This window comes from Streptomyces sp. NPDC050743 (assembly GCF_044456925.1).
Lineage (GTDB): Bacteria > Actinomycetota > Actinomycetes > Streptomycetales > Streptomycetaceae > Streptomyces.
Map to the genome: position 1 here is coordinate 1 of NZ_JBITGJ010000280.1, position 2,572 is coordinate 2,572.

Below are 2,572 nucleotides of genomic sequence, written 5' to 3' on the forward strand. Positions count from 1 at the left end.
ATGAGCGGTGCGACGCGAGGGCGCACGATGCGAGTGAACTCACCGGTAGGAGGTTCGATGGTGAAGGTGTAGTTCCGGACCAGTGTCCAAGGTCCGTCCCCACCCTGACGTGCGTCGCGGGTAACCGCGGGGTACGGAGCTCAGGGGGTCAAGCCCAAGGGCGCCCGTGCCATCCGGGAGCCACAGGCGAAGGGGAAGACTGAGCGGGCGAACTCGTGTGAACTCCTGGTTGATGTCTCGTCACGTTCAGCCTCGGATGATGGATAGCGGTGCCGGGGTCTAGGAAACCAGCCGTTGTGAGGCGGCAGGCGGCGGCTGTGGGACGCGACATGCGGCCGTAGGACACCGCTGTTTCCCGGGATATAGGGAGCGCCCATCCCAGTCGGATCTCGCACGTGCGTAACGCGGAAACCCCGTCGGGGTCCGCATGCCCGAGGGTGTGCGGTCGGCCGACCGCGAGGAGAGCTCAACTCCCCGGCGGGAACAGGAGGACCCAAGAAGCGAACGCCGGCGGCCGAAAGGCAGCGGGAAGGCGGGACAGCACGACCGGCCCCTCCGCCGGTCGTCCCGTATAACCGGCCGGATACGGGCTCTGCCCGGACCCGAAAGGGTGCTGACGTGGGTCTGGTGGGCCTGTGAAGTGGAACTGCTCGAAGACGGCGGAACCGAGGGACAAGTTGGACGCTGAACCGGCTGAAACGAGCATGACGACCGCGGTCGCCGTGTCCGATGCCGCCGAGGTGAACGGACCCGAGGACGGCGTCACCGACTGGCTGTCGATCGACTGGCGGCGGGTGGAGGACGACGTACGGCGGCTGCGGCAGAGGATCTTCACGGCATCGCAGGCCGGGGACCTGAAGAAGGTCCGCAATCTGCAGAAGTTGTTGCTCCGCTCCCGCGCCAACGCCCTGCATGCGGTGCGGCGGGTGACGGAGGTCAACGCTGGCCGCGAGACGGCGGGCGTCGACGGCAAGGTGGTGCTGACCGCGCCCGGCAAGGCCGAGGTGGCCGACTGGGTGCAGCGCCGCTCCGCGTCGTGGACGGCCCGACCCGTCAAGCGGGTGTACGTGCCCAAGCCCGACGGTCGTCGGCGCCCGCTCGGCATTCCCGTGATCTTGGACCGCTGCCTTCAGGCCGTGGTCCTCGGTGCGCTGGAGCCCGAGTGGGAGGCGCGGTTCGAACCGAGGTCCTATGGATTTCGGCCGGGCCGCGGCTGCCATGACGCGATCGAGTCCATCTATCTGACCGGCAAGGGGCCCAACCCCCGACGGCCATGGGTACTTGACGCGGACTTGGCGGCGGCATTCGACCGAATCGACCATGATCACCTTCTCGCTCAGCTCGGCACGTTCCCCGCGCGGGAGCTTGTCCGGCAGTGGCTGAAGGCCGGTGTGGTCGAAGACGGCCGGTTCACCCCGACCCAGGAGGGAACTCCCCAGGGCGGTGTGATCAGCCCGTTGATGATGAATGTGGCTTTGCACGGGATGGAGGAGGCCGCCGGGGTCCGCTACCGCGCGACCGGTCACAACGCCGGGAGCGCGATGCGGGGCAGCCCCGTGCTGGTGAGGTACGCAGACGATCTGGTGGCGATGTGCTACAGCCGTGAGCAGGCCGAACAGGTCAAGCAGCGGCTCGCCGCCTGGCTGGAGCCCCGAGGGCTGGCCTTCAACGAGGACAAGACGCGCGTCGTCCACCTCACCGAGGGCTTCTGCTTCCTGGGCTTCCACATCAGGCTGTATCGCAACCGGAAGCTGCTGATCAAACCCAGCAAGGCGTCCGTCAAGCGGATCCGGAAGCGGCTCGCCGCCGAGATGCGGGCCCTGCGCGGCTCGAACGCCGAGGCGGTGATCAGGACCTTGAACCCGATCACCCGGGGCTGGTCCGCCTACTTCCGGACCGGGGTGTCCAGCGACATCTTCAACTCGTTGGACTTCTACGTGTGGAAGCTCGCCTACAAGTGGGCCAAGCACGAACACACGAACAAGTCACGGGACTGGATCGTGCACCGGTACTTCGGAGCGTTCAACCCCCGCCGGGGTGACCGGTGGGTCTTCGGAGACCGGGCCAGCGGCCGGTTCCTGACCAAGTTCGCGTGGACGAAGATCGTCCGGCACCAGCTCGTCAAGCTCGGAGCGTCCCCGGACGACCCGAGCCTTGGCGAGTACTGGGCCCGGCGGCGGCGCAAGACGGTGATCCCGCTGATCGACAAGACCGACTGGCACCTGCTCAAACGCCAGAACGGACGCTGTCCGGTCTGCAGATCCCTCCTGCTGCACGCCGATCACCCGCCCACCAGCCCCACCGAGTGGGAGCAGTGGCTGCGGGCAACCCGCAAGGCGATCACCCGCAAGGCGATCGTCCCGACCGGGCCGGGCACACCGGACGCACCACCTACCGCTCTCCTGCACGCCCATTGCCGCCGACGGCTCCAAGCCACCGGCGGCCACGGGCCCGTACTTCTGCCCGCCCGCGAGCCATAGGGCCTGCTTGAGCCGTGTGCGGGGCCAACCCGCCCGCACGGTTCTCAGGGGGCCGGGGCACAGCAATGTGCCCCGGCTACCCGACAGGCCGA

1 protein-coding gene is annotated in these 2,572 nt (G+C 68.1%); it reads left to right on the plus strand.

All coding sequences use genetic code 11. The annotated features are described in order from the left end of the window. The first annotated feature begins 704 nt into the window (after nucleotides 1-704). Nucleotides 705-2,480, plus strand: coding sequence for a group II intron reverse transcriptase/maturase (gene ltrA, locus ACIBJF_RS52945; RefSeq protein WP_399185044.1), 1,776 nt, complete (start codon nucleotides 705-707; stop codon nucleotides 2,478-2,480). Nucleotides 2,481-2,572 lie beyond the last annotated feature (92 nt).

What these genes read in the sequence shown, in the direction of transcription:
- ltrA (WP_399185044.1), top strand. Translation starts at nt 705, where the DNA reads ATGACGACCGCGGTCGCCGTGTCCGATGCCGCCGAGGTGAACGGACCC.